The 26969-nt window shown below is 54.6% G+C and carries 27 protein-coding genes; 12 read left to right on the top strand and 15 right to left on the bottom strand.

Annotated features, from left to right (window positions below; translation table 11 throughout):
- Positions 1-13: 13 nt before the first annotated feature.
- Complete coding sequence (gene asnS / locus ABEA08_RS18440) at positions 14-1414, top strand: asparagine--tRNA ligase (protein ID WP_345336865.1); 1401 nt, start codon at positions 14-16, stop codon at positions 1412-1414.
- A gap of 32 nt (positions 1415-1446) precedes the next feature.
- On the opposite strand, the gene ABEA08_RS18435 is transcribed toward asnS, so the two are convergent.
- From ABEA08_RS18435 to ABEA08_RS18425, 3 genes are read right to left on the bottom strand one after another with little or no spacing between them, the layout of a single operon-like run.
- Positions 1447-1926, bottom strand: a complete 480-nt coding sequence (locus tag ABEA08_RS18435) for a hypothetical protein (protein ID WP_345336864.1) — start codon at positions 1924-1926, stop codon at positions 1447-1449.
- The gene (locus ABEA08_RS18430) at positions 1926-2564 is read right to left on the bottom strand and encodes a GDSL-type esterase/lipase family protein (RefSeq protein ID WP_345336863.1); all 639 of its coding nucleotides are present in this window, start codon (positions 2562-2564) and stop codon (positions 1926-1928) included. Before ABEA08_RS18430 ends, ABEA08_RS18435 begins: the two co-directional genes overlap by 1 nt.
- Before the next feature lie 12 nt (positions 2565-2576).
- Complete coding sequence (locus tag ABEA08_RS18425) at positions 2577-3221, bottom strand: MliC family protein (RefSeq protein WP_345336862.1); 645 nt, start codon at positions 3219-3221, stop codon at positions 2577-2579.
- Between the two features lie 126 nt (positions 3222-3347).
- On the opposite strand from ABEA08_RS18425, the gene ABEA08_RS18420 reads away from it, so the two are divergent.
- On the top strand, positions 3348-3992 hold the full coding sequence (locus tag ABEA08_RS18420; RefSeq protein WP_345336861.1) for a nitroreductase family protein: 645 nt from the start codon (positions 3348-3350) through the stop codon (positions 3990-3992).
- A 40-nt stretch (positions 3993-4032) separates the two neighbouring features.
- Here ABEA08_RS18420 and ABEA08_RS18415 read toward each other — a convergent pair whose 3' ends face one another.
- The gene (locus tag ABEA08_RS18415) at positions 4033-5133 is read right to left on the bottom strand and encodes a hypothetical protein (RefSeq protein ID WP_345336860.1); all 1101 of its coding nucleotides are present in this window, start codon (positions 5131-5133) and stop codon (positions 4033-4035) included.
- Positions 5134-5338: 205 nt separating this feature from the next.
- Here ABEA08_RS18415 and speB point away from each other — a divergent pair, with 205 nt between their 5' ends.
- Positions 5339-6262, top strand: a complete 924-nt coding sequence (speB, locus tag ABEA08_RS18410) for an agmatinase (RefSeq protein ID WP_345336859.1) — start codon at positions 5339-5341, stop codon at positions 6260-6262.
- A 69-nt stretch (positions 6263-6331) separates the two neighbouring features.
- Here the strand turns inward: speB and ABEA08_RS18405 are convergent, their stop codons facing one another.
- Positions 6332-6667: a Grx4 family monothiol glutaredoxin gene (locus tag ABEA08_RS18405; protein WP_345336858.1), complete on the bottom strand. Its 336-nt coding sequence runs from the start codon at positions 6665-6667 to the stop codon at positions 6332-6334.
- A gap of 202 nt (positions 6668-6869) precedes the next feature.
- Here ABEA08_RS18405 and sodB point away from each other — a divergent pair, with 202 nt between their 5' ends.
- From sodB to ABEA08_RS18385, 4 genes are all read left to right on the top strand, one after another.
- Positions 6870-7451 (top strand): superoxide dismutase [Fe], encoded by a 582-nt coding sequence (sodB, locus tag ABEA08_RS18400; RefSeq protein ID WP_345336857.1) that lies wholly within the window; start codon positions 6870-6872, stop codon positions 7449-7451.
- Between the two features lie 265 nt (positions 7452-7716).
- Entirely contained in the window at positions 7717-9651 is a 1935-nt protein-coding gene (locus ABEA08_RS18395) for a PrkA family serine protein kinase (protein WP_345336856.1), read from the top strand.
- A 21-nt stretch (positions 9652-9672) separates the two neighbouring features.
- Complete coding sequence (locus ABEA08_RS18390; protein WP_345336855.1) at positions 9673-10944, top strand: YeaH/YhbH family protein; 1272 nt, start codon at positions 9673-9675, stop codon at positions 10942-10944.
- Between the two features lie 21 nt (positions 10945-10965).
- Complete coding sequence (locus ABEA08_RS18385; RefSeq protein ID WP_345336854.1) at positions 10966-12468, top strand: SpoVR family protein; 1503 nt, start codon at positions 10966-10968, stop codon at positions 12466-12468.
- Between the two features lie 3 nt (positions 12469-12471).
- Here ABEA08_RS18385 and fadR read toward each other — a convergent pair whose 3' ends face one another.
- Positions 12472-13191, bottom strand: coding sequence for a fatty acid metabolism transcriptional regulator FadR (fadR, locus tag ABEA08_RS18380; RefSeq protein ID WP_345336853.1), 720 nt, complete (start codon positions 13189-13191; stop codon positions 12472-12474).
- 278 nt (positions 13192-13469) lie between these two features.
- Between fadR and nhaB the strand changes: the two genes are divergently transcribed.
- Both nhaB and dsbB read left to right on the top strand, forming a co-directional pair.
- Complete coding sequence (nhaB, locus tag ABEA08_RS18375) at positions 13470-15050, top strand: sodium/proton antiporter NhaB (protein WP_345336852.1); 1581 nt, start codon at positions 13470-13472, stop codon at positions 15048-15050.
- Positions 15051-15102: 52 nt separating this feature from the next.
- Positions 15103-15630 (top strand): disulfide bond formation protein DsbB, encoded by a 528-nt coding sequence (gene dsbB, locus ABEA08_RS18370; RefSeq protein ID WP_345336851.1) that lies wholly within the window; start codon positions 15103-15105, stop codon positions 15628-15630.
- A 487-nt stretch (positions 15631-16117) separates the two neighbouring features.
- Here dsbB and ABEA08_RS18365 read toward each other — a convergent pair whose 3' ends face one another.
- The 3 genes from ABEA08_RS18365 to ABEA08_RS18355 all read right to left on the bottom strand — a co-directional run bounded on the left by ABEA08_RS18365 (position 16118) and on the right by ABEA08_RS18355 (position 17936).
- Positions 16118-16579 (bottom strand): YcgN family cysteine cluster protein, encoded by a 462-nt coding sequence (locus tag ABEA08_RS18365; protein WP_345336850.1) that lies wholly within the window; start codon positions 16577-16579, stop codon positions 16118-16120.
- 84 nt (positions 16580-16663) lie between these two features.
- On the bottom strand, positions 16664-17632 hold the full coding sequence (locus tag ABEA08_RS18360; protein ID WP_345336849.1) for a lytic murein transglycosylase: 969 nt from the start codon (positions 17630-17632) through the stop codon (positions 16664-16666).
- A gap of 13 nt (positions 17633-17645) precedes the next feature.
- On the bottom strand, positions 17646-17936 hold the full coding sequence (locus ABEA08_RS18355) for a YcgL domain-containing protein (protein ID WP_345336848.1): 291 nt from the start codon (positions 17934-17936) through the stop codon (positions 17646-17648).
- A 127-nt stretch (positions 17937-18063) separates the two neighbouring features.
- Between ABEA08_RS18355 and minC the strand changes: the two genes are divergently transcribed.
- From minC to minE, 3 genes are read left to right on the top strand one after another with little or no spacing between them, the layout of a single operon-like run.
- On the top strand, positions 18064-18726 hold the full coding sequence (gene minC / locus ABEA08_RS18350) for a septum site-determining protein MinC (RefSeq protein WP_345336847.1): 663 nt from the start codon (positions 18064-18066) through the stop codon (positions 18724-18726).
- A gap of 14 nt (positions 18727-18740) precedes the next feature.
- Positions 18741-19550, top strand: a complete 810-nt coding sequence (gene minD / locus ABEA08_RS18345; protein WP_345336846.1) for a septum site-determining protein MinD — start codon at positions 18741-18743, stop codon at positions 19548-19550.
- A 2-nt stretch (positions 19551-19552) separates the two neighbouring features.
- Positions 19553-19807: a cell division topological specificity factor MinE gene (gene minE / locus ABEA08_RS18340; RefSeq protein ID WP_345336845.1), complete on the top strand. Its 255-nt coding sequence runs from the start codon at positions 19553-19555 to the stop codon at positions 19805-19807.
- 219 nt (positions 19808-20026) lie between these two features.
- On the opposite strand, the gene fadD (ABEA08_RS18335) is transcribed toward minE, so the two are convergent.
- The 6 genes from fadD (ABEA08_RS18335) to ABEA08_RS18310 all read right to left on the bottom strand — a co-directional run bounded on the left by fadD (ABEA08_RS18335) (position 20027) and on the right by ABEA08_RS18310 (position 26965).
- A complete protein-coding gene (fadD, locus tag ABEA08_RS18335) occupies positions 20027-21700 on the bottom strand; it encodes a long-chain-fatty-acid--CoA ligase FadD (protein ID WP_345336844.1) in 1674 nt (557 codons plus the stop codon).
- 228 nt (positions 21701-21928) lie between these two features.
- The gene (rnd, locus tag ABEA08_RS18330) at positions 21929-23056 is read right to left on the bottom strand and encodes a ribonuclease D (RefSeq protein ID WP_345336843.1); all 1128 of its coding nucleotides are present in this window, start codon (positions 23054-23056) and stop codon (positions 21929-21931) included.
- Positions 23056-24729: a long-chain-fatty-acid--CoA ligase FadD gene (gene fadD, locus ABEA08_RS18325; RefSeq protein ID WP_345336842.1), complete on the bottom strand. Its 1674-nt coding sequence runs from the start codon at positions 24727-24729 to the stop codon at positions 23056-23058. Before fadD (ABEA08_RS18325) ends, rnd begins: the two co-directional genes overlap by 1 nt.
- 92 nt (positions 24730-24821) lie before the next feature.
- Entirely contained in the window at positions 24822-25700 is an 879-nt protein-coding gene (locus ABEA08_RS18320) for an alpha/beta fold hydrolase (protein WP_345336841.1), read from the bottom strand.
- Between the two features lie 74 nt (positions 25701-25774).
- Positions 25775-26620 (bottom strand): class I SAM-dependent methyltransferase, encoded by an 846-nt coding sequence (locus tag ABEA08_RS18315; RefSeq protein WP_345336840.1) that lies wholly within the window; start codon positions 26618-26620, stop codon positions 25775-25777.
- 60 nt (positions 26621-26680) lie between these two features.
- Positions 26681-26965 (bottom strand): hypothetical protein, encoded by a 285-nt coding sequence (locus ABEA08_RS18310; RefSeq protein WP_345336839.1) that lies wholly within the window; start codon positions 26963-26965, stop codon positions 26681-26683.
- Positions 26966-26969 lie beyond the last annotated feature (4 nt).

The following is a 26969-nucleotide window of genomic DNA, read 5'->3' as shown; positions in this document are numbered from 1 at the left end:
GAGTTTTCCAAGTATGACCCTGGCAACCATTGCTGACGTCCTGAAAGGCGCTCACGCTGTCGGCAGCGAAGTAACCGTGCGCGGTTGGATCCGCACACGCCGTGACTCAAAAGCTGGCATTTCCTTCCTTGCTGTTTATGACGGCTCCTGTTTTGACCCGATCCAGGGCGTGGTCCCCAATGAGCTGCCCAATTACAACGATGAAGTACTGCGCCTGACCGCAGGCTGCTCCGTTGAGATGACCGGTGAAGTGGTCGAGTCTCCTGGCAAAGGCCAGAAGTTCGAAATGAAAACCACAGCGGTAAAAGTGGTTGGCTGGGTGGAAGATCCTGACACCTACCCGATGGCGGCCAAGCGCCACTCCATCGAGTACCTGCGCGAAGTCGCGCACCTGCGTCCACGCACCAACATCACCGGTGCGGTAATGCGCGTACGTAACAGCCTGTCCCAGGCTATCCATCGCTTCTACCACGAGCAGGGCTTCATCTGGGTGTCCACCCCGATCCTGACCGCCTCCGACGCAGAAGGTGCCGGTGAGATGTTCCGCGTGTCCACGCTGGACATGAACAACCTGCCACGTCTGGAAAATGGCGAAGTCGATTACGACAAAGATTTCTTCGGCAAAGAGACCTTCCTGACCGTCTCCGGCCAATTGAACGCCGAAACCTACGCCTGTAGTTTGAGCAAGGTGTACACCTTCGGCCCGACCTTCCGCGCAGAGAACTCCAACACCTCTCGCCACCTGGCCGAATTCTGGATGGTGGAGCCGGAAGTGGCGTTTGCCGATCTGGACGATGCCGCTAAGCTGGCCGAAGGCATGCTCAAGTACTGCTTCCGTGCCGTACTGGAAGAGTGCGCCGACGATCTGGCCTTCTTCGAGCAGCGCGTCAACAAAGACGTGGTAACTCGCCTGAAAGCCTTCGTTGACGCCGACTTCGCTCAGGTGGACTACACCGACGCGATTGAGATCCTGCAAAACTGTGGTCGCGAGTTCGAGTTCCCGGTTTCCTGGGGCATCGACATGTCCTCCGAGCACGAGCGCTACCTGGCGGAAGAGCACTTCAATGCCCCTGTGGTCGTGAAGAACTACCCGAAAGACATCAAAGCCTTCTACATGCGCATGAACGACGACGGCAAGACCGTTGCCGCCATGGACGTACTGGCTCCAGGCATTGGTGAGCTGATCGGTGGCTCCCAGCGTGAAGAGCGTTTGGACATGCTCGACGCCCGCATGGACGAGATGGGTTTGCCTAAAGATGAGATGTACTGGTACCGTGATCTGCGTCGTTACGGCACCGTGCCGCACGCCGGTTTTGGTCTGGGCTTCGAGCGTCTGGTCAACTACGTGACTGGCGTGCAGAACATCCGTGACGTGATCCCATTCCCGCGCGCACCACGTACTGCCAACTTCTAAGGCGCATAGCCTAACGAAAGTAACGACCGGCCCTAGGGCCGGTCTTTTTGTCTCTCGCCCTTCACCGCTGAGACGAGCCGTTCCATCCTGACTTCGGACACCACTCCTTTCGGCCCAACAAACAGACGCGACGGTTCAACCTCTCGGCTAACAAACCCGAGCCGCTCAAACCGCGCCACGTTACCGGTCTCGGCGACACACCAAAGACTGATCATCGTGCAATACGGGTAAGCCAACTCCAGCGCCCAAAGAAACGGTCTCGCGACGCCCTGTCCCGGCTTAGCAGCCGCCCAGCTTCGCAACTGCAGCTGTCTGCCCACCACACGCACCAAAGCAACCATCAACAAGCTGTCGCCCCGATAATAACCGACCGCCTGCCACGGTGAGTCTGTCTCATTCGCACTCAATTTCACATCGGCTGTCAGCCAATAAAATTGACGTAACCAGGCGATCCCCGCCGCACAGACCTCGCGAAATTCTGGGTCTTGCTCCGTCATGGCGATCAATCGCATCAGAGCGCACCTTGCTGCTCCAGCAGCTGCACCAAGCTGAGTGCCAATTGACGATAGCCGTCATCATTAAGATGGATGGGATCGGAGCGATAACGCGCGCGCTTGAGCAATTGGGTGAGCTGATCCTCCGCCAGCACCAATGGATACGCCTGCGCCAACTCATGATAGATAGCGGAGGTGCGCAGCAGCAGCCGTTTTTCCGTCACACCGATCAACACCACCAGTGCCCCACTAGCCTGCGCCTGCTCGATCATCTCAGCTAGATCAGCTCTTACCTGCGCCCGAGGGCGATCGCGCAAAAAGTCGTTGCCGCCGCTCATCAACAACACCAGATCAGGCTGAACCTGAGCCAATAGGCCAGGAAGACGCGCCTTGCCCTGTACGGCTAACTCGCCAGACAAGCCAGCGTTGACCACACTCAGTCCAGTCAGCTCTGCCAACTGATTGGGATAGTCGCCACCCGGCGTTGCACCAACGCCCGCCGTCAAGCTGTCACCGAATGCCAACACCACCGCATCCTGGCTTAAAGGGGGCAGCTGGGCGGGCGAGCAAGCCAGCAACAGCATGCTGACGCCGACGGCAACACCGCGCCTAACTCGTCGCAACAGAAACGTGCGCCAGCCGGACAAGCCGTTCAAACGCGACTCTGCTCAGTGTAAGGCACTGCCACATCCCAAATACTTTCTTTTGCCGGTATCCAGCATGATCTTGGTGTCAAACTGTTCCCCGCTCATGCTGTCAGCACAAGGACCAGGATAAAGCTCAACGCTCCAAGGCTCGCCGGACGCCGTTATGTGATAGAGCGTCCGTTGGCTGAACTGAACCACCTTATTCACCGTGACCTCGATGCTGCTTCGCTCATAACCCCACCACAATCGCATCTGCTCGCCGGCGATCTCCAGCGTCCAAGGCGGCTCCTGCCCTATCCCACGAAAGTCGACCCCGCTCAGTTTGGCGTGTTCCCACTGCGCCAGTGCTCGGTTATTGTGGCAACCGGTGGGATCGCCCAGCGCCCCCGTCAGTTGCCCCTCGTCGCCTTTGAGCCAAAAGACCAACTCATCATTCTGAAATTTGCTACCGGATGCGGCTTCTGTGCCAGTCAACTTATAGGTGGCAGACGGCAGGAACAACCACGCCTCTTGCCCTTCGATTCGTGCAATAAAACGGGCTGCCTCACACTCCATAACCAGCGTCGTTGCTGAATGACGCCAAGGATCTCGCTCAGCGGTTTTGGTGCAAGCGCCAAGCAACACGACACAAACCAAAGCCAACCAATGAATCGTTCTCCACCACATGATGCATCCTTTTATTGTTAGTGTGATATACCTCTCACCTGGCGCAGTTCCGTTGCTTGCAAGGTGTATCGGAGCGACCGATAGTTTGTACCCATATTAACCAAAACACTCCAGCAAGAGGCAGACATGATCCACACTTTGCAACAAGCACTCGAGCAGCGTTACGCCACCAAAGTGTTTGATCCCCATGGGATCGCAGAAGAAGAGAAGATCGAGGCCTTACTCAATACGCTGTGCTTGGCACCCACGTCGATCAACAGCCAGCCGTGGCATCTGTATGTGATCACCGATCCCGAGCGCAAGGCAAAGCTGGCGCAGGCCGCCTGGGACAACAATAAGCCCAAATTCACCGACGGCTCCCACCTTTTCCTGTTCTGCGCCAAAACCGATTTTGGCGAAGCCGATGTACGCGCCATCGAGCAGGTCGTCGCCAAGGTCAGAGGCAGTGAGATCAACGAAGAACGCATCGCCATGATGACCAACTACGTCAATACCATGAGCCAAGCGGAGCGGCAGGAGTGGATAAAGCGTCAGGTCTACCTGGTGTTCGGCCAGTTTCTACTGTCCTGTGCGCTGCTGGAGCTGGACTCGTGCCCGGTAGAAGGCTTTCTGACCCAGGAGATGGATACCCTGATGGATCTACCAAAACAGGGCTACACCTCGGTGGTGGCGGCCGTGGTCGGCCAACGTAGCGCAAACGACTTCAATGCCTTAGAAAAGGCATCCAAGGTCCGCTTTAGTCAAAACCAGATGGTCACCCAGCTGCGCTAACCCGATCCCGAGTGAGGCCGCCAGCTTCAGTGCAACAGCCTCACTCTTGCGGGAACTGCTCAGCCCAACGGCGGAAATCCGCCGAGCGCAAAAACTGCTGGCCTTGATCCGGATACATCTGGGTCAACATGCTTTTGCTGATCGGAACATCGAAATGCTGCACCATGCTATCCAACCCGGCAAGCGCACCGGTGTAGTCGCCCAGTAGGATCCCTAGCTGCATCTGCAGCCAATACGCCGGGAAATAGTCGATGCCGCTGATCAACGCCATTTGCGCAAACCCCCTCGCTTCCGTCGTGTCACCACGCTGCAATGCGCGGATCCCCATCTCGGCCTGCAACGCCACATCCTGACGCAGCGCCAGCGGTAAACGGGAGAAATGCGCCCCGCAGTTGCGGTCCGGCAATTGCAGGCACAAGGTGGTTTCCAATAAGGGGTAGTCGCTGCCCAAGAGTCGTTGCTTTGTCCCTGGGGAAAGCTCTGCATACCAGCTTTGGCCGTATGCCATCAAGGATCGGAGCATCAGATCACGGGGTAACACATTTTGCTGCAGCCAGTCGGGCATATCCGTATAGCTTTCCAGCAAAGGCTCGGGCCCGATCTCCCCACGGTTAAGGGGCCCTATCTGGGAAAAAAACGACGAAAAATCCGCCGAAGACCGCGTGTGGCCCAACATCATACGGTGATACAGCTCTTCCATTAATCCAACCTGACTCAATTGGAACAGCCGGTTCCCCATATCCTCAAGACGCACAGATGAAGCGGTAAAACGGGCATCGAAGTAGAAGTACTCGACGCTAAAATCAGCGTGGACCAAGCGGTATTGCAGACGGAAGCTACCGTCCTCACTCACTGCCAGTGGCTTACGTAGCTGCCAGTCGCCGTCCTGTGCATGCATCAGCAGATCCGCCAACCATTCGTCTGCCAACACTTGCCAGCCGGGATCAACGGCAAAAGCAGGATCGACCTCCGCCAGCGGATGGGCCGGTTGAAAGATGGATTGCAAATAGGTGAGATCGGCCTGATTCAGGGCTTGGGTGAACCTCAGCGCACTCGGATGAACGGGCAGCTCTGGCGGGGCAGGGGCGCTCGAGCCGCCAGCACAGCCACACAATAACATCAACGCACTTAACCAACGCATAAGGCCCCACCATGAAACATCTGAGCTCCACAGACCTTATGCTGGGATCCAGGATCTGTCCAATTGACTAGATTCAATGCAGTCGCCAAGTCCCACCAGCAGAATCTGGCGACGAAGTGATGACAAAACCCCAAGCGCGAGAGAAAATACTCCGCAAATGCGCCCCTAGCTATCGGGCGAACGTACACATAGATGAAGGAGCCTTATGGCCACCTTAGCCGATAAGCCTGATTATTCCCTCTACGCCAATGCGTTTGGCTTTCTCCGACAGCCATTGAATTTTCGACCGCATGAGAGCGACGCCGATCTGGTGATCACCGGCGTACCATTCGATCTGGCCACCACAGGTCGTCCTGGCGCCCGTCAGGGCCCGGAAGCACTGCGCAAAGCTTCCGTCAACCTGGCATGGGAAGGTGCACGCTGGCCTTGGAAGTTTGATCTTCGCGACAAACTGAGCATCGCCGATTGCGGTGATCTGGTGTTTGACTGCGGCGATGCAGAGCAGATGATGACAGGATTAACGGCACATGCTGACAGCCTGTTGGCTCAAGGTAAAACCCTACTGACCTTTGGCGGCGACCATTTCGTCACCCTACCCTTGTTACGCGCGCATGCTCGCCACTTTGGTAAGATGGCACTGATCCACTTCGACGCCCACACCGACACCTACAGCGCGGGCAGCCGATTTGACCATGGCACCATGTTCTATCACGCCCCCAACGAAGGGCTGATCGACCGCGACCACTCGATCCAGATCGGGATCCGTACCGAATACATCGAACAAGATCATGGTTTTCAGGTGATCGAAGCGGATCGAGCCAATGACATGTCCGCGGACAGCATCATTGCCACGATCAAGCAGCGCGTCGGCGATCTGCCCATCTACCTGACGTTTGACATCGATTGTCTCGATCCCGCCTACGCCCCCGGTACCGGCACGCCAGTGTGCGGTGGCTTGACGACCGACAAAGCGATGAAGATCCTACGGGGACTGGTCGGATTGAATATCGTTGGCATGGATCTGGTCGAAGTGGCCCCCGCTTACGATCATGCCGACATTACCGCGCTGGCGGGCGCAACGCTGGCCACTGAGATGTTGCATCTTCAGGCCATTCGCTTGAAAGGCTGATCCCACCGTACGCATCATAAAAAAACGGAGTCCATGACTCCGTTTTTTTGTCCGCTTAAATCCCGCTTATCACGCGTCGTCGGATTTATTACGGGCCGCTGCTTCTTTGATCAAGGTCTGCAACTCGCCTTTCTGGAACATCTCCATGACGATATCACAGCCACCGATCAGCTCACCCTCAACCCACAGCTGGGGAAAAGTCGGCCAGTTGGCAAACGCGGGCAGTTCCGCGCGAATATCTGGGTTCTGCAGAATGTCGACATAAGCGAACTGCTCACCGCACTGCATCATTGCTTGCGCCGTTTGCGCAGAAAAGCCACAGCTCGGTAATTTAGGCGATCCCTTCATGTACAGAATGATGGCATTTTGCTCAATTTGGCTTTTGATTTTATCGATCGTTTCCATGTAAACACAGCTCTCACTTGGGTTATTGCCCCCATTTTACGCCATTAGACCCCGGTCACAAAACCATAAGATCTTTGTGGGTAAAAAAATCACCGATCAACTCTCTGAAAGCACAGTAGTTGATGCGCATCACAATTTGGTCAGGTAAACTGACCAACAGCACAAGGACACGAGAACAATCTACATAATTAGGAGATGAGCAATGGCTTTCGAATTACCCGCCTTACCGTACGCCAAGGACGCGCTGGAGCCCCACATTTCTGCCGAAACCCTTGAGTTTCACTATGGTAAGCATCACAACACCTACGTCATCAAACTGAACGGACTGGTCGAAGGCACTGAGCTGGCGAGCCAATCTCTGGAAGAGATCATCAAGACCTCTGACGGCGGTGTCTTCAACAACGCCGCCCAGATCTGGAACCACACCTTTTATTGGCATTGCCTGGCGCCAAATGCGGGGGGCGAAGCCAATGGTGCCATCGCCGACGCCATCGCCACAGCCTTCGGTTCCTTTGAGGCATTCAAAACTGAGTTCACCAACGCGGCCATCAATAATTTTGGCAGCAGCTGGACTTGGCTGGTGAAAAAAGCCGATGGATCGTTGGCTATCGTCAACACCAGCAATGCCGCTACCCCACTGACAGGTGACGACGTGCCATTGCTAACCGTCGATCTGTGGGAGCATGCTTACTACATCGATTACCGCAATGCGCGTCCAAACTACATGGAAGCCTTCTGGAATCTGGTGAACTGGGATTTTGTGAACCAAAACTTCACGCAATAAGCCAAGCATTGCAATCAAATCGAAGGGCCCGAAAGGGCCCTTTTTGCTGCTTATAACAAACTAAATGCAACTTCAACTCGCCTCAACGGGTCTACTGATCAAACGCCTGAACAGTGAGATGAACCAACACGATGCAGGGCATCGACACGATCCGATTCTTTTCTTTTTTTTATTGAATCTATTAAGTCTTTTCAGTCTACGCTTTGTGAGAGGGACGATCGTGAAGGTCACCTTCACTTACATTTTCCGATTTGGGGGGTGGCACATGAGCATCTTTGAGCATTATCAGCATCGTTACGAACAAACCCGCGACGAAGACTACAGCCTGCAGGATTTTCTAGAACTGTGTAAAACGGATCGCAGCGCCTATGCAACGGGATCGGAAAGGCTTTTAATGGCCATCGGTGAACCCGAAATGGTGGATACCGCACTGGATCCCCGTCTGTCACGGATATTCAGCAACCGGGTCGTGCCTCGATATCCGGCATTTTCCGAATTTTATGGTATGGAGGAAGCGATTGAGCAGATTGTTTCCTATCTAAAGCACTCGGCTCAAGGGCTCGAAGAATCAAAGCAGATCCTCTATCTGCTGGGTCCCGTCGGTGGCGGTAAGTCTTCGCTGGCTGAAAAGCTGAAAAAGCTGATCTGCAAGATCCCCATCTACGTCCTAACCGCGAATGGTCAACGCAGCCCAGTCAACGATCACCCTCTGTGTTTGTTCGATTTAGAAGAAGATGGCGGGATCCTCAAGTCCGAATACGGCGTACCAAACCGGTATCTACGCAATGTCATGTCACCCTGGGCTGCCAAGCGCCTGCATGACTTTGGCGGTGATATTAGCCAATTCCGCGTCGCCAAAGTTTACCCGTCGGTGCTGGATCAGATCGCCGTCGCCAAAACCGAACCCGGTGATGAAAACAACCAGGATATCTCCTCCTTGGTCGGTAAAGTCGACATTCGCCAGCTAGAACATTTCGCTCAGGACGATGCCGACGCGTACTCCTACTCTGGTGCCTTGTGTAAAGCCAACCAAGGGATCATGGAATTCGTTGAGATGTTTAAGGCGCCGATCAAGGTATTGCACCCACTGCTTACCGCGACACAGGAAGGCAACTACAACGGCACCGAAGGGTTATCTGCCCTGCCCTACAGTGGCATCATCCTAGCGCACTCGAATGAATCAGAATGGCAGACCTTCCGCAATAACAAAAACAACGAAGCCTTCCTTGACCGTGTCTACATCGTCAAAGTGCCTTACTGCCTGCGCCTGTCAGAAGAACAAAAGATCTACGAAAAGCTGCTCGAAAGCTCAGAGCTATCGCAAGCTCAGTGTGCCCCGGGCACTTTGAAGATCCTCAGCCAATTCAGTGTTCTGTCACGACTAAAAGACCCTGAGAACTCGTCCATTTACTCGAAGATGCGGGTTTATGATGGCGAAACCCTGAAGGACACCGATCCCAAGGCCAAATCGCATCAAGAGTACCGCGACTTTGCCGGCGTCGATGAGGGCATGAACGGTCTCTCAACCCGCTTCGCCTTTAAGATCTTGTCCCGCGTCTTTAACTTCGATCATACCGAGGTAGCTGCCAACCCAGTCCACCTGTTTTATGTCCTGGAAAAGCAGATCGAGCGCGAGCAGTTCCAAGGCGAGATCGCCGAGAAATATCTCGAGCACCTGAAAGGTTATCTGATCCCCAAATACGTCGAATTCATCGGCAAGGAGATCCAAACTGCGTATCTGGAATCCTACTCCGAATACGGCCAAAACATCTTTGATCGCTACGTGACCTATGCCGACTTCTGGATCCAGGATCAGGAATATCGTGATCCTGAAACCGGGCAACTGTTCGACCGCGCCGCGCTCAACGCCGAACTGGAAAAGATCGAGAAACCCGCAGGCATAAGCAACCCGAAGGACTTTCGTAACGAGATCGTCAACTTCGTACTGCGGGCCCGCGCCAACCACGGCGGCAAGAATCCGAACTGGACCAGTTACGAGAAACTGCGCTCGGTCATTGAGAAGAAAATGTTCTCCAACACCGAAGATCTGTTGCCGGTGATCTCCTTCAACACCAAGACCTCATTGGATGAGCAAAAGAAACACGACGACTTTGTCGATCGCATGATGGAGAAGGGATATACCCGAAAGCAGGTTCGATTACTGTCCGAGTGGTACCTACGTGTCCGCAAGTCCAGTTAACGACTATGAGGAGTTCCGGGTATGGCGCATTTTATTGATCGTCGGTTAAACGCCAAAGGAAAGAGCACGGTAAATCGACAGCGCTTTCTGCGACGTTATAAACAGCAAATTAAGAAAGCCGTCTCGGACTCAGTGACCAAACGCAGTGTCACTGATGTCACCAGCGGTGAAAAGATCAGCATCCCAGCCAAGAACATCACCGAACCTGTGTTCCATCATGGCTCAGGCGGTGATCGTCAGCGCGTGCACCCCGGGAATGATCAGTTCACCCGCGGTGACCGGATCGAGCGCCCCCCCGGTGGTGGCGGTGGCGGCGCGGGTGAAGGCCAAGCGTCTGACACCGGCGAAGGTCAGGACGACTTCGTCTTTGATATCTCCAAAGACGAATACCTGGATATGCTGTTTGACGATCTGGCCCTGCCCAACCTGCAGCAAAACAGCTTGGATAAACTCGTCGAGTTTAAGACCTTCAGGGCCGGGGTCACTACCGATGGCGTACCGGCCAATATTCATATCGTCCGGTCATTACGCCAGTCACTGGCGCGGCGCACAGCCATGTCCGGCAGTAAGCGACGCCGAAAAGCCGAGCTGGAGCAGGAGCTGGCGAAACTGCTCGATACTCCGGGCTCGTGCGCCGACACCATCAAACAGCTAGAAGAAGAGATCGCAGCGCTGCAGCGTAAGATCGACGCCGTGCCATTCATCGATACCTTTGACCTTCGCTATAACGCCTTTGTGAAACGTCCAGTACCCACCTCCAAGGCGGTGATGTTCTGCCTGATGGATGTGTCGGGCTCGATGGATCAAGCCACCAAGGACATGGCCAAACGGTTCTACATCTTGCTCTATCTGTTTTTAACCCGCACCTATAAGTCTTTGGATGTCGTGTTTATTCGCCATCATACTCAGGCCAAAGAGGTCGATGAGCATGAGTTTTTCTACAGTCAGGAAACCGGTGGGACCATCGTGTCCAGTGCACTGAAGCTGATGCATGAGATCCAGCAGGAGCGCTACCCGGCGGACGAGTGGAATATCTACGCCGCTCAGGCATCCGATGGCGATAACTGGGCCGATGATTCGCCCCAATGCCGTGAATTATTGGACAAAAAGTTGCTTCCGGTGTGCCGCTATTTCACCTACATCGAGATCACCAACCGAGCACATCAGACCCTCTGGCGTGAATACGAAGCGTTGGCGGGCAGCAACCCTCACTTCGCGTTACAGCATATTCGCTCAGTGGAGGATATCTATCCGGTATTCCGAGAGCTGTTTAAAAAACAACAAGCGGCATAATCATTGAGGGGAGGCGCGACGATGACTGAACGTACCACACTTTCAGACGGACCTGACTGGACCTTTCCGCTACTGGAGCAGTATCAAGTCGAGATCGCTCGCATCGCCGAGCATTACCGGCTCGACAGCTACCCCAATCAGATCGAGGTGATCACGGCCGAACAGATGATGGACGCCTATGCCAGTGTTGGTATGCCGATAGGGTATGCCCATTGGTCCTTTGGTAAGAAGTTCATCGAAACCGAGCGTCACTACAAACGGGGTGAGATGGGGCTGGCTTACGAGATCGTGATCAACTCCAATCCCTGTATTGCCTATCTCATGGAAGAGAACACCATCACGATGCAAGCCTTAGTGATGGCGCATGCCTGTTATGGCCATAACAGCTTTTTTAAGGGCAACTACCTGTTTCGTACCTGGACCGATGCGGATTCCATCATCGACTATTTAGTCTTTGCAAAAAACTACATCGCCGAGTGCGAACGCCAGCATGGGATCGACGCCGTCGAGGAGATCATCGACTCCTGCCATGCGCTGATGAATCTGGGCGTCGATCGATATAAGCGCCCCGCTGAGATCTCACTACGAGAGGAAAAACAACGGCAAAAAGAACGAGAGGAGTATCTGCAAAGTCAGGTCAATGATCTGTGGCGCACGCTGCCTCGCAATATGGCCGAGGAAAAAGCCGAAGAAGAGGTGCGGTTTCCCGCCGAACCTCAAGAGAATATTCTCTACTTCATCGAGAAGAACGCCCCACTGTTAGAATCATGGCAGCGCGAACTGGTGCGGATCGTTCGTAAGATCTCACAGTACTTCTATCCGCAGAAACAGACCCAAGTCATGAACGAAGGCTGGGCGACCTTCTGGCATTACACCATCCTCAATCATATGTATGACGAAGGGCTTGTCACCGACCGGTTTATGCTGGAGTTTTTACAAAGCCATACCAATGTTGTGGCTCAACCCCCCTACAACAGCCCCTACTACAGCGGGATCAACCCTTATGCACTCGGCTTCGCCATGTTTCAGGATATACGACGGATCTGTGAGCAGCCTGACGAGGAAGACAAAGAGTGGTTCCCCGAGCTCGCTGGGAGTAACTGGTTAGATGCCGTACACTTTGCGATGCAAAACTTCAAAGACGAAAGCTTTATAGCCCAGTACCTTTCGCCCAAATTGATCCGCCAGTTCCGATTGTTCCAGATCCACGATGACGATCGTAAGAACTACCTAGAGATCGGCGCTATCCATGATGAAACCGGGTATCAAGAAGTCCGCTCCGCCATGGCGAAACAGTACAACCTAAGCAACTTGGAACCGAATATTCAGGTCTGGAATGTGAAAGTGCGCGGCGATCGCAGTCTCACCTTGCGCTATACCCCACAAGATCGTACGCCACTGGCGGACAGTCACCATGAGGTGGTTAAACACCTGCACCGACTGTGGGGGTTCGATGTGCGACTTGAAGAGGAGAAAGACAACGGCAACGCGGAGTTGCTCGCGCGTTGCCCTACCAGCGATTAATCGTTACACATTGGTCTCGGCGATATCCTTTGGCATATCGCCGCGGATCTGCTGCCAAACACGACCGGACTCCATGCCATGCTGGCGTACTAATGGCAGTACACCTTCCACATCACCCTTAACGGTTAACGCATCCAATGCCAGGTAATAGTTACGAGCGACTTCACGGCCTTCCGGATAGCTGAAGTAATACTTACCGACACGGCTGTACAAGCCCTTAAATCCATTAAGGATCAAAGAGTAGATCGGGTTACCCGATGCGAATGCCAGCGAGTGATTCAGACGATAGTCGAACTCAGCATAGGCCGCCCCATCCTCCTCGAGCGACTCGACCTGGGCCAGCAACTCACGAACCTTGGCTGGGCTATTGCGAACGGCGGATCGCGTATAGATCCCGCTGATATTGGTTCGCGCCGCCAGCAGTTGATCCATCAACTCCGGCACTCCGTCCTGATCGAGACGGGCAATGGTCTCGAGGATATTCAAACCCGAGGTTTCCCAAAAGTTGTTCACTTGGGTGGGTTTGCCGTGTTGGATAGTCAACCAGCCATCGCGAGCCAATCGCTGTAACACTTCTCGCAGCGTTGTGCGGGTCACTCCAATCAATTCCGACAGCTCACGTTCTGCCGGGAGGATAGAACCTGGTGGGAACTTGTTATTCCAGATGGACTTGACGATATATTCCTCGGCAAATCCGGCGGGACTTTGGGCTTTAATAATCATTGTACGGCAGCCTGTTAATCTTGTTATCGCATTTTTAGTTGTCTGCTGATCATACCAGAGCGACCCGAAATGGAAAGTAAAAGGCAAGTTTCAACCGTTCACGACCAGTTCAGTGCGATCTCTGTCAATATCCCGGTCACTTCCTGCTGATAATTGCATCACACAGGTCTCAATTGTGAATAGGTCGTTGCCAAATGACCATGAATCGTTAAAATCCCACCACCAAAACCAGCTTACCCGCAATAGGTGCCGCGTAAGCACAACAATTCGAGGACGCTATGGCGCTAACGCTACGGCAGGCTTTCATTCACAACTTTTTGGGCAATGCACCGAAGTGGTATAAAGCGGCCATTCTTATCTTTTTGTTGATTAATCCCGTCCTTTTTTACGCCGACCCGTTTGTTGCAGGCTGGGTCTTAGTGGTCGAATTCATCTTTACCTTAGCAATGGCGCTGAAATGTTACCCCCTGCAACCCGGCGGATTGCTGGCGATTGAGGCCGTCGCCATTGGTATGACCACACCAACCCAGGTCCTACATGAGCTCGAAGCCAACCTAGAAGTCTTGTTGTTGCTCATATTTATGGTCGCCGGCATCTACTTTATGAAGCAATTGCTGCTGTTCGTCTTCACCAAGTTGGTCACCAAACTCAAATCCAAACGACTCCTCTCTCTGGCTTTTTGTCTGGCGTCCGCGTTTCTCTCCGCTTTCCTCGATGCGCTGACCGTGATCGCGGTGGTGATCAGCGTGGCCGTCGGCTTCTATTCGATCTATCACAAAGTGGCATCAGGTAAGGGGTTCAGTCAGCATCACGATCACAACAGCGATGAGGAGCTGGAACTCCGCAAAGACGATCTTGAGCAGTTTCGCGCCTTTCTTCGCAACCTAATGATGCACGCTGGTGTGGGAACGGCGCTGGGGGGAGTCTGTACCATGGTCGGGGAGCCACAGAACCTGATCATTGCCGCCCAAGCTGGCTGGGACTTTGGCGAATTTTTTATCCGCATGGCACCGGTTAGCATTCCCGTATTGATCGCCGGTTTGATCACCTGCTACTGCGTAGAAAGTCTGAAATGGTTTGGCTATGGTGCCGAATTACCCCCTGCCGTACGTCAGATCTTAGTTGAATACGCAGAGCATGAGGACGCCAACCGAACCAACAAAGAAAACATGCAGTTAATCGTGCAGGGAGCGGTTGGCATCTGGCTGATCGCCGGACTGGCGCTGCACCTAGCCGCAGTGGGATTGATCGGCCTATCGGTCATCATCTTATGCACCTCATTTAACGGCGTTATCGACGAACACTCTCTGGGTAAGGCGTTTGAAGAAGCCCTCCCCTTCACTGCCCTGCTCGCCGTATTCTTCGCGATCGTTGGGGTGATCATCGATCAGAAGCTGTTCTATCCGGTGATCACCTGGGTACTGTATTTCGAAGGCAATACCCAGTCCGTCATGTTCTATTTAGCGAACGGCATGCTTTCCATGGTGTCCGATAACGTCTTTGTCGGTACCGTGTACATCAACGAAGTCAAATCGGCACTGCTCGCTGGCGAGATCACGCAGAGTCAATTCGAGCAACTCGCTGTGGCGATCAATACCGGGACGAACTTACCCTCTGTGGCAACCCCGAATGGCCAAGCTGCGTTCCTATTTTTGTTAACCTCAGCGCTTTCTCCACTCATTCGCCTATCTTATGGCAAGATGGTGGTGCTGGCTTTGCCATATACCATCGTACTGACCTTAGTCGGATTATTGATGATCCAGTTTGGGGTGCTCAGCGAGTCAACGACCTTTATGACCGATCAAGGCTGGCTGTCACAGCCCAATCACGCTGTCGTAATGCCGGTCGGTGGTCATTAATGACGATAATGTACGATGAACGCCACCACCACTCTTTGTCGATGGAAATACTATGCTGACTGCTCTATCACGCTTTAGCCAGCAGCGACTTAGCTGGCTGCTTCTACTTTTGTCTTGCCTTGGCCTCTTTGCCGCCGCGCTGGTCTTCCAGCACCAAATGCAACTTGAGCCCTGCCTCTACTGTATCTACATTCGCGTCGCCGTACTGGCCTTGGCGCTGGCGGCTCTGCTCGGCCTTTTGCTGCCGCGTCATCCATTCGTCAGTCTATTCGGGTTTGCCGCCTGGCTGGCCAGCGCAGCCTGGGGGCTTTGGCTGTCGCTGGAGCTGGTCAACAAGCAATCGGGAACCGAAAACGTCGGTCTATTCGGCCCATCCTGCGACTATATTCCCAATTTCCCAACCTGGATGCCATTACACCAATGGTGGCCAAACCTGTTTCAACCGCGGGGCCAGTGCGCGGACGAAGCTTGGCAATGGCTGGGGATCACAATGGCACAATGGATGGTGGTCGTTTTTGTTATCTACCTAGCGCTTTGGTGCCTGTTTGCCGGAGCGCGCTTAGTGAGAGTGGCAAAATAAACACTAAGACGTTCCCAGCGAGCGTGCGCTGTCACAATGAGTTGCTCCGACAGTCCGGTGCTCTGATGATCCCACTCCTGTGGCAAGTGCGAGGTTGATGCCCTGTTGTGCCAAGCTGTTTTGCCAAACTGTTTTTCCAAACGGTTTTGCCACACGAAGCAACTTGGAACGCGGGCACATCCAACGCGCTACCACGTTAGAGAGCCTTGGGCGAAAACGGCCTTGCGCCTGTGCTTTACCTGAGTGCCCCAGAGCTGGCGCGATTGTCCATATCTCTGCAGCAACGCGCAGCGCGGATCGCCACGAAGCAGCACGGCAGTACGTGTGGATCCGGCCGAGCTTACCCCAATGAGTTCCACAAACAACGCTGGCTGCCCTCAACACGAGGGTGAGTCGAATGGCACTGGAAACGTTTGGGATTAAACGCTGACGATCAGCCTCCGTTGATCACAACGCAGATCAAAAAAGGGGCCCAAAGCCCCTTTTCTTAATCGATGTCTTCCGCTGGCCAGCGGACAATGCAGCCAACCAGAACATGACTTTCCGTGCCCACATCACGTTCATCCAACACCTTGTTGCGTACCGACATCCCAGCAGCGTGCATCGCTGAGCCGCTGCCAGTCAGCAGCGGATGCCAGCTGGGTAAGCCCCGCCCTTCATGCAGGCGGCGGTAGGCACAACTGGGCGGGAACCAATACAACTCATCCAGGTTTTCCAACGAAACCTTGTAGCAATCCGGTACAAACTTAAAACGCTTGTCGTACTTGGTGCACTGACAACTCTTATGGTTGAGTAACTGACACGCCACGTTGGTAAAATGCACCTCTTCGGTGTCATCATCGATCAACTTGTTCAGACAGCACTTGCCGCAACCGTCACACAGCGATTCCCACTCTGCTTCCGTCATATCCGCTAACGCTTTATGCCAAAATGGTGCTGTCTCTGTCATTGCTGCTCCTCGCCAATATCGTCAACCGCAAACAGCGGCGCCCTCAAAATTGAGGGCGCGTATTATACCTGAGTGGCTGCAGATTCAGTTATCGAACTTGATTTTATCCGCCAAATATCCGACCGCGACCACAAAATAGTGACTGCGATTCCAACGCATCAAGGCATCGTAGTTGGCATACGCCAGATAGATCCGACCCGATTCATCGTCAGGAAACACCAGTGACGCCTGAATGTCCCGCACCGGCAGATCTGAGCCATCCCAGCGACGAACGCCCAGCGCTTGCCACTCCGCCAAGGTTTTTTTCACCTTCAGGCCTTTAAGATCATCGTTGATCTCATTCACCAAGGAGACCTGACGCGCCCAGGTTTTGTCCTCTTCCCAACCGACCTGCTTCAGGTAGTTTGCGGCCGAGGCGAACACATCCGGCAAGGTATGCCAGATATCCTTACGACCATCGCCGTCATGATCCACCGCATAGGCCAAAAATGAGGTCGGCATAAACTGGGTCTGCCCCATGGCGCCCGCCCACGAACCGCGCATTTTATCCGCCGTGATATGGCCATCATCGATGATCTTCAGCGCCGCCAACAATTGCTCTTTGAAAAACGCTTCACGGCGTCCTTCATACGCCAAAGATGCGGTAGCACCAACGACCGAGTAGTTACCCGTGTACCCACCAAAGTTCGTCTCAATGCCCCACAGAGCCACGATAAAACGAGGTTGGACCCCGTATGCCTTGCCAACTTCCGTCAGCAGTTCGCGGTGCTCCTTGTACAACCTGCGAGCTTGATCGATCTTCCACTGGGGAACCGCTTGCGGCAGATAGGTATCGAGTGTTTTCTTTTGTTCCGGCTGGTTTCGATCGGCGGCGATCGCCCGTTTGAACAGTTTGATGCCCTCAAACGCTTCATCGACGGTTTGTGATGAGATCCCGGCTTGCTGCGCTTCCAGCTTTAATCCTTCCACATACTGCAAAAACTCCGCTTGCTCTGTGGCGAAGGAGGTGGGGCTTAGTAGCAGTGTGCAAGAGAGAAGTATCCGTTTAAACATGATGTTTCCGATATTATTTTTCTGTGTGTACGTCGAGGCCCAGATGAGCACGGTGTTGCTTCAACAAATTCTCAGGCGGCGGTGGCAACTGAAGAAAGAAGCCTTGCTCAGTCAGCGCCGCTTCGACTTTCGGCAGATCGGACTGACCAAGTTTACTGAGTTTAGACAATGGCACGATCATCACAAACTGGGGAACGCCAAAGATCGCCATCAGCGTCTCTGGCACCTTGGAGAAATCGTCTCGGCGAGTGACAAACAGGTAAGTGTCCGCCTTCTTGCTGCTTTTATATACTGCACAAATCATGGTTATTTAGGTACTTATCACTATTTATCGGTTGCGGCTATCCTGCCTCGACTATAACATGCGGATCAGCGAAAAAATCCAGCGTGGCACGAGAATTGCCAAGCAATGCCCAGCAGTATGAGGCCAGATGCACACTCCGGCAATCGAATTTAAAGGCGGCAGCTTTACCCTGTCGATCCTCAAGTTGGTCGGGCAGACAGTCGACCAACTCGAGCAACAACTAAAACAGCACGTCCAAAAAGCGCCCAAGCTGTTCAGTCAAATGCCGGTCATACTGGATCTCAGTGGCTTACAGCCCCCACTTATGCCACTCGAGCAGATCTTGACGACCGTAAGAGGCAATGATCTCAAGCCAATGGCGTTGATCGACGCCTGCGAAGGCTATCAGCAACAGGCGCAAGAAAATGCCTTACCCTGTCTTCGCCCCAACCGGCGCGCCAATATCCAGCACAGCCCACTGAAAGTGATCGACCGTCCAGTACGCTCCGGCCAACAGATCTACGCGCAAGGCGGCGATCTGGTGGTGTTAGCACCGGTCAGCAACGGCGCTGAGTTGGTGGCCGATGGCAGCATCCATGTCTACGGCGCCATGCGAGGCCGTGCCTTTGCCGGTGCGACCGGCAACACCGACGCGCGGATCTTTTGTCATGATCTGCAGGCCGAGCTGGTCGCCATCGCTGGCCATTACCACCTATCTGAGCACCAGGATCCCACCCATTGGCAAAAGCCCACCATGATCCAACTGGAGCATGGCCGGATCCTACACAGCGCACTGCCCTGTCCCCAATAAGGAACTTCCCCATCATGTCAAAAATCATTGTTGTCACGTCTGGCAAGGGCGGCGTTGGCAAAACCACGACGTCCGCGTCCATCGCCATGGGCCTCGCCCAAAAAGGCCACAAAACCGTTGTGATCGATTTTGATATCGGCCTACGTAACCTGGATCTCGTCATGGGTTGCGAGCGCCGCGTCGTCTACGACTTTGTTAATGTGATCAATGGCGAAGCCAACCTCAATCAGGCGCTGATCAAAGACAAACGCTGCGACGCGCTCTACATCCTACCCGCCTCCCAAACTCGGGATAAAGACGCCTTGACCCGCGAAGGGGTCGGCCAGATCCTGGAGCAGCTCAAACAGCGCTTTGACTTCATTATCTGCGACAGCCCGGCGGGGATAGAACACGGCGCCATGATGGCCCTGTATTATGCCGATGAAGCCATTGTTACCACCAATCCAGAGGTCTCTTCGGTGCGCGACTCCGACCGGATCCTCGGCATGTTGCAAAGCCGCTCTTTACGCGCAGAGCGCGAGTTAGAGCCGGTCAAAGAACACCTGCTGCTGTGTCGTTACGCGCCAAGCCGTGTCGACTCCGGCGACATGCTGAGCCTTGACGATGTTGCCGAGATCCTCGCCATTCCGATGATCGGACTGATCCCCGAATGCGGCTCGGTGCTCAAAGCGTCCAACAGCGGCAACCCAGTGATCCTCGACCAACAAAGCAGTGCCGGGCAAGCTTACGACGACACCGTCGCACGGCTGCTGGGAGAGCAACGTCCTATGCGCTTTGTCACCGAAGACAAGAAGGGCTGGCTACAGAAACTGTTTGGGGGATAACCATGTCATTGTTGGATTACTTTAAAAAGGACACACCGTCCGCCTCGGCCCAAACGGCGAAAGAACGTTTGCAGATCATCGTTGCCCATGAGCGCGCACACCGCTCGGGTCCGAGCTATTTGCCACAGCTCGAGCAAGATCTGCTCGCCGTCATTGGCAAATACGTCGATATCGAGCCGGATCAGATCCAGATCCAGCTCGATCATAACGACGAACAACTGGCCGTGCTGGAAGTGAATGTCACCCTGCCCAACTAACGCGTTCACGGGTGCCTAAGGGCGCCCTATTCGCAACCATCATCGGATTTGGCTCGGCTATCGTGGCCCAGGGCGGTGCGGACGTCCCCCCCTAGGTCGCGATCACATTCCACCGGTGACGCGCTCGTCAACCGGCTCAAAAAACAGCGCTTCCCCCACGGCTAATAGCAAAACACCCCGCGGCGCAAGCCAACGAGGTGTTGTCCTATCGACGAGCCATTACGCCGCGCGGCCCGCTTCGTCACGCAACTCGCGCCGCAGGATCTTACCCACATTGGACTTGGGTAACTCATCCCGAAACTCAATAAAGCGCGGCACCTTGTAGTTGGTTAGGCTCTCACGGCAATGCGCCAACAGCGTCTCTTTACTTAACGCACTCGACTGACGTACCACAAAGATCTTCACCGCCTCGCCGGAACGGTCATCCGGCACGCCGATGGCCGCCACCTCCACCACCTCTGGGTGACTGACCACCACTTCTTCGATCTCATTGGGAAACACATTAAATCCCGAAACGAGGATCATATCCTTCAGGCGATCCACAATCGTGAAATAGCCCTTCTCATTTTGTGTGGCTACATCTCCGGTGCTCAACCACCCCTCCTGCAACACCTCAGCCGTGGCATCGTCCCGCTGCCAATAGCCCCGCATCACCTGCGGACCTTTCACTTGCAACTCGCCGCGCTCACCTAACGCCACCTCTTTACCAAACGGATCCACCGCGCGCATCTCAGTTGAGGGCAGCGGTAAACCTATGGTCCCGTCGTAGCCCTTACTGTTATGTGGTGCAACAGACGCCACCGGCGAACACTCCGTCAAACCATAGCCTTCCAGCAAGCGAGAGCCAGTGATCGCTTCCCAACGCTCGGCCACACTGCGTTGTACGGCCATGCCGCCACCGAGGCTGATCTTCAATCCGGAGAAATCCAAATCATCAAAGCCCGGGCTGTTGATCAACGCATTAAACAGCGTATTCACCCCGGTCATTACGGTAAACGGATTTGCCTTCAAAATATTGACGAATGTCGGTAGATCTCGCGGGTTGGTGATCAGCACATTGCGTGCCCCTAACTTCATAAACAACAGGCAGTTCGCCGTCAATGCGAAGATATGATAAAGCGGTAATGCGGTAATGACCGTCTCTTGACCCGTCTCCAGCTCCTGACCAATATAGGCACCGATCTGTTCCAGATTCGCCACCAAATTTCGATGGGTGAGGATCGCGCCTTTGGCAACCCCTGTGGTGCCGCCGGTATACTGCAAGAAGGCAATATCTTCACCACTGACCGCTGGCCGCTGATAGGAAAGGTGTTTGCCCTTTGCCAGCGCCGAGCGGAAGGAGCGGGCGTGCGGCAAGCGGTATTTGGGTACCATCTTCTTGACATACTTCACCACGAAGTTCACCAGCGTCCGTTTCGGTAAGGAGAGCTGATCACCCATGGTGGTCAAGATCACATGCTCAACCGGCGTATGGTCCACCACCTGCTCCAAGGTGTGGGCAAAATTGGACACAACTACAATGGCCAGCGCACCGGAATCCTTAAGCTGGTGCTCTAATTCACGTGGGGTGTACAGCGGATTGACATTTACCACCACCAAACCGGCCCGCAATGCGCCAAACAGCGCGATCGGATACTGCAGCAGATTCGGCATCATCAGGGCGATGCGGTCGCCGGGTCTCAAACCCAGTTCGCCATGCACATAGGCGGCAAAATCCCGACTGTGTTGATCCAGATCTCGGTAGGTTAATGTCTGGCCCATGTTAGTAAATGCAACTTGGTCGCCAAACTGCTCAACGCTCTGCTCCAGCAGATCGACCAACGAATCGTAATGATCGGCATCGATCTCGGTGGGAACGTCCCCGGGATAACTCTCTAGCCACAACTGCGCCATTCTAGCTCCTTTCTCGGTAAAGCACGGGCTGCCCTACCTTCATCTCATCCTTGAAATCAAACAAACGTTTGATTAGCACCGTTTTTCTACTATGTCATGATTAAAATGCGCAGAAAAGAGCCACCCATAAAAAAGTGATTCCAATGCATGAGCGTTGAATGTTCTTTTGCTCAAAAAAAAACGGCCCAGGATGATCCTGAGCCGTTCTTCAATCTCTAAGCCAAACGGTTATTGCTTGGGCAACAGATCCAACTGCGCCAGTGGCTGCTCACACAAGGTGCCTCGCCACCCCTGCAAGATGTCCGGCATTTCGCCAAACTTACCGTTCCACAGCCAAGTCAGGTATTGGGTCACCAGCTTTTTAGACGCTAAAAACTCTGGCGCAACCTCACTTTGCTCGGCCACCTTCAGCAGAGCACCGCGCGCAACAGCCAGGGCATCACGAAAGTCCGGATCCAAGCCCAGCGGATCGATCGCCTCCGGCGGGTTATCCAGATCAGCCTTGGCGATGCACTTCAAGATCGCGCGGCCATGACGCGCCACGGTACGATCATCCATCCCCTCCAGTTGGGTCAGATAGGCCATAGAGCGGGGAGCGCGGCGGGCCAAATTCAGCATCACGCCATCCTTCACCACAAAGTTGAGCGCCAGATCCTTACGCTTGGCCACTTCCAGTCGCCAAGCGGCCAACTCACGCAGCACCGCCAACTGACTCGGCTTCAATTGCCAAGCGTTTTTCACCCGCAAGTACGCCTTCGCAGGATCGTCCGGTTTCAAACGGCCGCGGCATGCACGCTCCCCCTCTTGCCATAACCAGTCCAAACGATCCGCCTGTTCGATGGCCTCGCGCATGGTCGGGTAGATCTTATGCAGGTAGTAGACATCAGCAGCGGCATACTCCAGCTGCTTGTCACTGAGCGGGCGGCGCAGCCAGTCGGTGCGTGATTCGCCCTTGTCCAGCTCGATGTCCAGATAGTGCTGGATCAGCTTACCGTAGCCCATGGCACCACCGAGGTTGAGCAACACCCCCGCCACCTGGCTGTCAAACAACGGCTTGGGCACCACACCACCGCGATTCGCGAAGATCTCCAGATCCTCACTGCCAGAGTGCAACACCTTGACCACAGACTCATCCGCGATCAATTGCCAAAGCGGCGCCAGATCATTGATCGGCAACGGATCAACCAAAGCCAACGTCTTACCGTCGTACAGCTGAACCAGGCCCAGTTGTGCGTAATAGGTGCGGGTACGGACGAACTCCGTATCCAATACCACAAACTCAGCTTGACGGTACTGCTGACACAGTGCCGCCAATGCCTCATCGGTATCGATCCATTGCCACTGAGGCAGGGTCATCAGGCGTTCCCCTTCACTTCGTCACGCAATTCGCGACGCAAAATTTTGCCCACCGGGGTTTTCGGCAGCTCTTCACGGAACTCGACCAGCTTAGGCACCTTGTAGCCAGTCAGGTGCTGACGACAGTGGGCGATGATCTCCTTGTCGGTCAGGCTGGCGTCTTTCTTCACTACGAAGATCTTCACCAACTCACCGCTGGCATCGTGTGGCACGCCGACAGCAGCCACTTCCAGTACTTTTTCATTCATTGCGACCACGTCTTCCACTTCGTTCGGGAAAACGTTGAAACCGGACACCAAGATCATGTCTTTTTTGCGATCAACAATAAAGAACTGGCCTTGCTCGTCCATCCGACCGATATCGCCGGTCAGCAGCCACTCACCGTCCATCACAGTGGCGGTTTCTTCCGGACGCTGCCAGTAACCTTTCATCACCTGAGGTCCGCGCACCTGCAACTCGCCCACCTCACCCTGAGCCAGGACTTCGCCATCGTCATTAACCACGCGGATATCCGTGCTTGGCATAGGAAAACCAATGGCGCCGGTATATTCGTTTTGATCGTAACGTCCTGACGCCACAACCGGTGAGGCTTCGGTCAGGCCATAACCTTCCACCAGAGGCACTCCGGTCATCTCCTTCCACTTCTCTGCCACGGAGCGCTGCACCGCCATACCGCCACCCACAGTCATTTTCAAATGACTGAAATCGATGTTGTGGATCTCCGGGTGGTTCAGCATGGCATTAAACAGAGTGTTCACACCGGTAATCGCAGTAAACGGGTACTTCTTCAAGTCGCCCATAAAGGTCGGGAGATCACGCGGGTTAGTCACCAACAGGTTCTGACCGCCCTTTTTGATGAACAACAGCAGGTTTACCGTGTTGGCAAAGACGTGATAGAGCGGCAGCGGGGTCACCACCATCTCTTTACCATCTTCCAGTACCGGACCATAGAAGGCATCGGCCTGCAGCATGTTGGCCATCACAGAGCGGTGGGTCAACATGGCGCCTTTGGCCACACCTGTGGTGCCACCTGTGTATTGCAAAAACGCAATGTCGTCCGACTTAACCTGAGGTTTGACGTACTGCAAATGCTCCCCTTTGGCCAGCACCCGGCGCATCGAAACCGCACCCGGCAAGTGGTACTTCGGCACCATCTTCTTCACGTACTTAACGACAAAGTTCACCACGGTACGCTTTGGCGCCGACAGTTGATCGCCGATCTTAGTCAGGATCACGTGTTTCACCGAGGTCTCAGACACCACCTGCTGCAAGCTGGAGCCAAAGTTGGTCACTGCGATGATGGCGCTGGCGCCGGAATCGTTTAACTGGTGCTTCAACTCACGTGGGGTATACAGCGGATTCACGTTCACCGCGATCAATCCCGCACGCAGAATACCAAACAGCGCGATCGGGTATTGCAGCAAGTTCGGCATCATCAGCGCGACGCGCTCGCCCGGCTGCAATTTCAGTTCGTTCTGCAGATACGCGGCAAATGCCCGGCTTTGCTCTTCCACACTGCGATACGTCAATACTGCGCCCATATTGATAAAGGCGATCTGATCCGCGTAATCACGGCAGCTGATCTCAAACAACTCCAGCAAGCTCTGGTACTGATCTGGGTTAATTTCCGCTGCTACGTTATCTGGGTAGCTGTTTAGCCATGGTTTATCCACGCTGTTTTCCTTATCTGGAACAGTACTGCTAATGGGGTACTGCAAAATCTCATAGGGGACAAAACATCCCCCGTTCAACGGATCACGACCGATTATCGCTCATGACCTAAAAATCGATGGACGGCCTGGGCCACAGGCTCAGGATCCGTCATATGGCAATGGTGGGCGCCCGGCACCAGCTGTTTCAGCGCGTGGGGGATCCAGCCTTGCCGCTGCTGCCAAGCGTCCCTTAGTTTAGGAAAGCCTTGCTCGCCGAGCAGAAAAAGCGCGGGGGCGGCAACTTGGCTCCAAATGGCGTGGGCCTGAGGCTCGGTCATCATCCAGGCGCTGCGCCGGCGCAACCTGGGATCCGAACGCCAACGCACCGGCTCGGTCGGCGCTTCGATGTGCAGATTGCGCCGCAACAACTGCTCGACCAAGGGTGGTGTCAAACCACTGCCCTGCAGGCGTGCCTGGATCAGGCTGGAAAGCAGCAGCGGTCGACTCCGAGGGCGCGGGCGGCGACTGGCAAAACCGGCTCGCATGCGCTCGACGGTCTCCTCCGCCACGCTCGTCAGCGGACCGACGGCCTCGATACTGATCAAGCGCTGTACCCTTTCCGGGTACACCCCGGCATAAAGCGACGCGAGGATCCCGCCCATTGAATGGCCTAGCAGACAATAGGGCGATTGCGGCAGTTGGGCCATCACCTGATCCAGCTCGTACAGATTATCGAGAAAGTGATAATCCGTGCCCTGACCACGATGGCCGGAGTGACCGTGGCCCGGCCAATCCAACGCCAACAGCTGGTAACCCATCGGAACCAAGATCTGTGCCAAGGGCGCGAAGCTTTCGCTGTTATCCAACCAGCCGTGCAATGCCAAGATCATCGGGTCTGTTGAGTTTCCCCAACACTGTGCAGCCAACGTGATGCCATCACACTCGAATCGCAGCTCAACCGGCGGCGCCAAGGTTGCCACAGCTGGCGTCATCTTTCTGGATCCTGCTCACACTTTATGGCGTACACGTGTCTGGTTGGGCCAGTTGTCATCGTCTTGGTTATTCCTTATATATCAGGCTTAAAGAACTTGATGGTCATACGATCCGACTCGCCGATAGCCAGGTACTTTTCTCGGTCATGATCGCCCAATCGCAGTGACGGCGGCAGAGTCCACACTCCTCTGGGATGATCTTTGCTGTCTTTCGGGTTGGCATTAATCTCGCTGATCGCAGCCACATGAAAGCCAACTTTCTTAGCCAGTTCAATGACTTCATCTTGTTCCATATACCCAGAAGCAAAGTTCTCACCCGGAGCGCCGCGATGCTCAACCACTCCGAACACGCCGCCAGGAGTGAGCACTTCCCACACCGACTGGAATACCGTCTCCAGCTGATCCTCTTTCGCCCAGTTATGCAGATTACGGAAGGTCAGCACCATGTCAGCGGTCGCCTCGATCCCCAAGCGGGTCTTGCGCGGCGGATCAAATGCGATCACCTCAACATGACCGTACAGCCCGCTGGCCTTGGCCAACTTGTCCAAATATCGATTGCCGATCCGCACGCGAAAGGCCGGTGCATCGTCCTCAGGATTGGGTTCCAACTCAAAACCGGCCGCGGTAAAACGCCCACCCTCTTTGACGAAAGGCGCGATCACCTCGGTATACCAACCGCTCCCCGGCCACAGCTCAATCACCCGCATATGGGGATGAAGACCGAAAAACTCGAGGGTTTCCACCGGATGGCGATAGGCGTTACGCGCAATGTTTTTTTCGCTGCGATGGTCGCCTTGCGCCAAACTGGCGAGCGAAACCGGCTCAGCAGCAGACGGTAACGGGGGATTGGAAGCCGCACAGGCGGTAAAAACGGCGACGGTCATGGCTGCCGCAGTCAGGGTACAGGTAAGACTTTTCATTGGGTTCTCTCCTTAGAACAATGCGACAAAGCTATCAGTTCCAAGGCGATGAGCAAAGCTTCAAACGTACAGATCGACGCCAACCATCTGCTGCAATTTTTGCCTCAGACCCTCATCGGCGACGGCCTGGTAGAGATCGAGTCCAGCATGCTCAGGCCGGTCACGCACAACGGCATCGCGTGCCGTCTGCCAGGTTTGCCACTGGAGCGCGTCGCCCGGCGTCACCAACTGGGACGTGGGCGCAATAACCGCGGCGGACGCCTCGGCGGCAACCGACTTGGGTTTGTGCTGGCTACCACCACCGCTGATCGTTGGCAGTAGCGGATTCAGTTGAGTGGGCTGCATCCGC

The organism is Ferrimonas pelagia, assembly GCF_039543565.1.
Classification (GTDB): Bacteria; Pseudomonadota; Gammaproteobacteria; order Enterobacterales; family Shewanellaceae; genus Ferrimonas; species Ferrimonas pelagia.
The sequence above is the reverse complement of the archived record's forward strand: the minus strand, read 5'-3'. Positions and strand labels throughout refer to the sequence as shown.

Excerpts from the sequence above, each read along its gene's own strand:
- ABEA08_RS18435 (WP_345336864.1), bottom strand. The coding sequence starts at position 1,926 with ATGCGATTGATCGCCATGACGGAGCAAGACCCAGAATTTCGCGAGGTC.
- ABEA08_RS18320 (WP_345336841.1), bottom strand. The coding sequence starts at position 25,700 with ATGACGCCAGCTGTGGCAACCTTGGCGCCGCCGGTTGAGCTGCGATTC.
- ABEA08_RS18355 (WP_345336848.1), bottom strand. The coding sequence starts at position 17,936 with ATGATTTGTGCAGTATATAAAAGCAGCAAGAAGGCGGACACTTACCTG.
- nhaB (WP_345336852.1), top strand. The coding sequence starts at position 13,470 with ATGGCGCTAACGCTACGGCAGGCTTTCATTCACAACTTTTTGGGCAAT.
- dsbB (WP_345336851.1), top strand. The coding sequence starts at position 15,103 with ATGCTGACTGCTCTATCACGCTTTAGCCAGCAGCGACTTAGCTGGCTG.
- sodB (WP_345336857.1), top strand. The coding sequence starts at position 6,870 with ATGGCTTTCGAATTACCCGCCTTACCGTACGCCAAGGACGCGCTGGAG.
- ABEA08_RS18390 (WP_345336855.1), top strand. The coding sequence starts at position 9,673 with ATGGCGCATTTTATTGATCGTCGGTTAAACGCCAAAGGAAAGAGCACG.
- minC (WP_345336847.1), top strand. The coding sequence starts at position 18,064 with ATGCACACTCCGGCAATCGAATTTAAAGGCGGCAGCTTTACCCTGTCG.
- ABEA08_RS18365 (WP_345336850.1), bottom strand. The coding sequence starts at position 16,579 with ATGACAGAGACAGCACCATTTTGGCATAAAGCGTTAGCGGATATGACG.
- fadR (WP_345336853.1), bottom strand. The coding sequence starts at position 13,191 with ATGATTATTAAAGCCCAAAGTCCCGCCGGATTTGCCGAGGAATATATC.
- ABEA08_RS18395 (WP_345336856.1), top strand. The coding sequence starts at position 7,717 with ATGAGCATCTTTGAGCATTATCAGCATCGTTACGAACAAACCCGCGAC.
- fadD (WP_345336844.1), bottom strand. The coding sequence starts at position 21,700 with ATGGCGCAGTTGTGGCTAGAGAGTTATCCCGGGGACGTTCCCACCGAG.
- minE (WP_345336845.1), top strand. The coding sequence starts at position 19,553 with ATGTCATTGTTGGATTACTTTAAAAAGGACACACCGTCCGCCTCGGCC.
- ABEA08_RS18315 (WP_345336840.1), bottom strand. The coding sequence starts at position 26,620 with ATGAAAAGTCTTACCTGTACCCTGACTGCGGCAGCCATGACCGTCGCC.
- minD (WP_345336846.1), top strand. The coding sequence starts at position 18,741 with ATGTCAAAAATCATTGTTGTCACGTCTGGCAAGGGCGGCGTTGGCAAA.
- ABEA08_RS18420 (WP_345336861.1), top strand. The coding sequence starts at position 3,348 with ATGATCCACACTTTGCAACAAGCACTCGAGCAGCGTTACGCCACCAAA.
- rnd (WP_345336843.1), bottom strand. The coding sequence starts at position 23,056 with ATGACCCTGCCTCAGTGGCAATGGATCGATACCGATGAGGCATTGGCG.
- speB (WP_345336859.1), top strand. The coding sequence starts at position 5,339 with ATGGCCACCTTAGCCGATAAGCCTGATTATTCCCTCTACGCCAATGCG.
- ABEA08_RS18405 (WP_345336858.1), bottom strand. The coding sequence starts at position 6,667 with ATGGAAACGATCGATAAAATCAAAAGCCAAATTGAGCAAAATGCCATC.
- ABEA08_RS18425 (WP_345336862.1), bottom strand. The coding sequence starts at position 3,221 with ATGTGGTGGAGAACGATTCATTGGTTGGCTTTGGTTTGTGTCGTGTTG.
- ABEA08_RS18310 (WP_345336839.1), bottom strand. The coding sequence starts at position 26,965 with ATGCAGCCCACTCAACTGAATCCGCTACTGCCAACGATCAGCGGTGGT.
- ABEA08_RS18385 (WP_345336854.1), top strand. The coding sequence starts at position 10,966 with ATGACTGAACGTACCACACTTTCAGACGGACCTGACTGGACCTTTCCG.
- asnS (WP_345336865.1), top strand. The coding sequence starts at position 14 with ATGACCCTGGCAACCATTGCTGACGTCCTGAAAGGCGCTCACGCTGTC.
- ABEA08_RS18360 (WP_345336849.1), bottom strand. The coding sequence starts at position 17,632 with ATGTTTAAACGGATACTTCTCTCTTGCACACTGCTACTAAGCCCCACC.
- ABEA08_RS18415 (WP_345336860.1), bottom strand. The coding sequence starts at position 5,133 with ATGCGTTGGTTAAGTGCGTTGATGTTATTGTGTGGCTGTGCTGGCGGC.